The 3,732-nt window shown below is 54.7% G+C and carries 5 protein-coding genes; all 5 read left to right on the top strand.

Annotated elements, in window-relative coordinates; translation table 11 throughout:
* Positions 1-1,827: DUF637 domain-containing protein (locus tag A9762_RS25980; RefSeq protein WP_170836332.1), on the top strand; the 1,827-nt coding region annotated here is incomplete at its 5' end.
* Positions 1,790-2,227 (top strand): GIY-YIG nuclease family protein, encoded by a 438-nt coding sequence (locus A9762_RS29495; RefSeq protein WP_170836334.1) that lies wholly within the window; start codon positions 1,790-1,792, stop codon positions 2,225-2,227. The genes A9762_RS25980 and A9762_RS29495, both read left to right, overlap by 38 nt.
* Positions 2,130-2,585 (top strand): hypothetical protein, encoded by a 456-nt coding sequence (locus A9762_RS28330; protein ID WP_083254306.1) that lies wholly within the window; start codon positions 2,130-2,132, stop codon positions 2,583-2,585. Before A9762_RS29495 ends, A9762_RS28330 begins: the two co-directional genes overlap by 98 nt.
* Positions 2,586-2,650: 65 nt before the next feature.
* Positions 2,651-2,806 (top strand): hypothetical protein, encoded by a 156-nt coding sequence (locus A9762_RS29035; RefSeq protein ID WP_170836331.1) that lies wholly within the window; start codon positions 2,651-2,653, stop codon positions 2,804-2,806.
* Between the two features lie 148 nt (positions 2,807-2,954).
* The gene (locus A9762_RS25985; protein ID WP_069344868.1) at positions 2,955-3,248 is read left to right on the top strand and encodes a hypothetical protein; all 294 of its coding nucleotides are present in this window, start codon (positions 2,955-2,957) and stop codon (positions 3,246-3,248) included.
* Positions 3,249-3,732: the final 484 nt, after the last annotated feature.

A 3,732-nucleotide genomic window follows, 5' to 3' on the forward strand; every position in this document is an offset into this window, starting at 1 on the left:
ATTCTGGCGAGCAATGACCTGTCGCTGAACTTCGGCAGCACGGCGACGGGCGGCAGCATCCTGAACACGGGCTCGATCACCTCAGGCGGAACGCTCACGGTGAACACTGGCACGCTGACGAACCGCGCCAACGCGGTGGACGTCGGTGAGATCTGGAGCTACATCAAGGACACGGGGTACCTGAAGACGACGGGCACGATGGTGCAACCGGGCGGCTTCATGAGCGCAGCAGCGGGCGGCCTGACGCTGAACGTCGATCAGTTCAATCAGATCGGCGGCGCGCTGCAATTGCTGGACCCAAATGGCGAAGTCGATCACGCGGCAACACAAGCGTTCATCGCGGGTGTGGCGGCGCAGTTGGGTGACAACTTCGTGCAGCAGACGCTGGCTGACGATCTACATACCGATTTCGTAAAGCAGGGCGGCAGCTTCGGCATCCAGCAGATCGGGATGCTGATCGTGACAACCGTCATGGTTATCGCGACACAAGGCGCATCGTTAGCGCTGAATTCCGCGGAATTGGCTGCACAGCAAGCAGCCCTTGACGCCGCGATCACTGCCTTGGCGGAAGGGGGCACGGCGGCGATGGCCGAAGGTGCGGCGGCGACGGTCACCGGCGGGCTGTTGTCCAGCGGCATGTTCGCGGCCGGTACCTTGGGCAACGCAATGGCGTCGGCGTTTATCGCGAGCGCATTTACCTCGGCCGTGTCACAAGTGATGACCAACGGCAAGCTCGATTTTGGAGACATGCTGACGGCTGGTGCGGTATCGGCGGTCACAGCGGGTTTGACCCGTGGCATTACGTACAGCGACACCAACGGATTCGGCTTCTCCACAGAAGCATCGCCGAACAGTCTCGAGAACCTGGCGGGGACGAACCCGAGCATCGCGCAGGGGGTAGCGAGTAATGCAGTGAAATCGACAGCCAGCGACATCGCGCGGCAACTGGCGGCGATGGCAGGCGTGTCCGCAATTCAAGCAGGTGTGCAGTCGGCGATTCAGGGAGGGAGTTTCCTTGATGCGTTGAAGGCGAGTGGAGTCAGCAATCTGAGTGCTGCGTTGGCGTATCAGATTGGGTCGCTGGGGCCGGAGACGCTAGGTCAACTGGGATATGTGGGGGCGCACGCTGCATTGGGATGTGCCAGCTCGGCGGCGTCTGGCACTGGATGCGGAGGAGGGGCGATTGGCGCAGCGACCAGCGCGGTGCTAAGTCCTTTGTTGCGTGATGCCCTGTACAACGGTGCGGAGACCGTCACGTATACGGACAATGGTGACGGCACGATCACCAAGACGGTCAGTTACGACAATACGGCGATTAACGCGGGGATAGCGTTGATGGCAGGGCTGTCGGGCGCAGGCTTGTCTGGACTATTGGGTCAGAACCCGAACGCTGGTGCGACTGCCGCGCAGAACGAGGCGACGAACAATGCGCTGAGCGTGAAGTCCGTAACAGTGATGGTAGCCACGCCGTTCGGCCCGATGCCATTGATTCTGCCGATAATTACCAATGACCCGATCATCGGCACACCAAACAATGGTCCGAAAGGTGCGGAGACTTACGTAAATCCGATAGAGGCCGCTAATGGTGGTAACACCATGGTGACGCCGAATAATGGGCCGGGCGGTGTGACAATTACGGGGACACCGCTAAGCGATCCGTTGGGGGTGACAATCCTGAGCAATCCTGGATGCCTGTTGTCGCCGGGATTGTGTGCCAGCCTTAACACCATGGCGCAGTTGAAGGATGGTGCGGATAAGATATCGAGTCTTCTAGGTATTAACTCGCCCGATAGGGGGGGCGCTAGCAGGCGCAACAACGGTATATAGTTCGACGGATGAGAACGGAAATGTTCGGTATGTTGGGATAACGGATGATTTAGAGGCAAGGGCGCGAGCACATCTGCGACAGAAAGGAATCATTATCGAACCAATAGCGGGCCTCCAAGGAATTTCGCGTGAGGACGCAAGATCCGTCGAGCAGGTGCTCATCGAATACTACGGTCTTGGGAAGAATTCTGGTTCTTTGATTAATAAAATAAATAGTATATCGAGCAAGAACCAAATTTACGCGGATTCGCTTAAAAGAGGAGTTGATATACTTAAAAAATTAAATATGATGATTTTGGGAAATGATAAAATTAGGCGATGTTTTCTCGATAGAGACTTCGAAGGGATCTGCATATTTTCAGTATGCCATCAAGAATTCCCTGATGGGGGCGATGATTAGAGTTCTTCCTGGGATATTTGAAAGTCCTCCTGATAGCATGATGAGTCTTGTTGGGAAAAATACGAATTTCTACGTTTTTTTTCCGATTTCAGGTGCGGAAAAAATGGGAATTGTTAAAAAAATTGGAAATTATCCAATCCCGGAACATTCTCGTGAAATGCCAATTTTCCGTGCAGGAAATTCTAATTCTGCTACAAAAAAAGTTGAAAATTGGTGGCTTTGGGATGGTGAGCGAGAGTGGATGGTTGGAAGTATTAGTGATGCGCAAAGAAAATTGCCGATACGTCAAATATGGAACGATGCATTGTTAGTTAAAAGAATTGAAGATGGGTGGTTGCCAGAGAATGATAAGGCATAGTTTTTTGAGAGGTGATGTGATATTGATTGTTGCGTGTCATTAAGGTGGTTAAAAGGAAAGCTACTGTGAGGCGCGCGTCGATCATCGGCGCCGGTAACAATCTGACGATCAACGCGGGGTCGTTGACGAACGTCGGCAGCCTGATCACGGCGGGCCTGAACGCGACGATCAACGTCAGCGGCCCGGTAGTGAACAGCGCGCAGACGCTCAACGCCCACTAGCGCACCCCCACTTGCTGTTCCGCAGGCTGCGAGCAGCCAAGCAGGGAATGCGCAATGGGGGCAAATTTCCCAGCCGATAACGAGCACCCCAATCTACAACACGACGATTGTTGTGCCGAAGGGTGTGACTATTCCGGGGCATTGAGCAATGAGTTTTATTAACGTTACGCCTGAGTATGGCTTGGTGATCCGGAAAGCTGCTTTGTTTGAACGCGGAGTGTCCCTTGAAAAGTTGCTGGCTACTATGAAGGTTGAGGCTCCCCTGGATAGTGATGACCGATTGATTTCATTCGGGCCATCGTTTGGGCAGGAAGCTCTTGATGGATTGATGCGAGAGCTATTGGGCTTGGGGTTACAGTATTTCGATGATTTCGTTGAGGTTATAGGCGATTATCCGGCTTGGTGTCGCTTCAAGGTTGGCTACGCGGTCGGCAAGGAATGAGCCCAAGGTTGCACTGTATTGCTCGTGTTTCTTGGTGTCTTACCGTTGATTCCGGCGAGCTTGGGCGGCGCGGGGGCGTCGATTCTGACGGGCGCGACTGGGCAGCAGGGTGGCCCGAGCTACGTCGTAGGCGGATTAGGCGCAACGCTCGATCCGGTCTCTCCTAAATTGTTGCTGAAGAATTTGCCCCCGTCGCTGCAGCCGAGCGCGTCGACGTTCTATTTCTCGCCGCAGCAAGAGGCAATTCAACTCCAGCAAGCGGCCCTGATGCAGACGGGCAAGCAAGCTTCATCAATGGTCTGTCAACAGACAGCACATCGCAGTTGACGGTCAACTACCAGCAGAAGCTGGTGCTGTACGGCAACGCAGTCGATTACGCGAAAACGAACAACATCCAACTGGGCCAAGCGCTCACGCCTGAGCAGATCGCAGGTCTGTCGCAACCGATGCTCTGGTACGTCGAGCAGACGGTTCCCGAGCCGGG

The sequence above is a fragment of the Pandoraea sp. ISTKB genome (assembly GCF_001721285.1).
Taxonomy (GTDB): domain Bacteria; phylum Pseudomonadota; class Gammaproteobacteria; order Burkholderiales; family Burkholderiaceae; genus Pandoraea; species Pandoraea capi.

Coding starts and splice junctions, on each gene's coding strand:
- A9762_RS28330 (WP_083254306.1), top strand. CDS start 2,130: ATGATAAAATTAGGCGATGTTTTCTCGATAGAGACTTCGAAGGGATCT.
- A9762_RS25985 (WP_069344868.1), top strand. CDS start 2,955: ATGAGTTTTATTAACGTTACGCCTGAGTATGGCTTGGTGATCCGGAAA.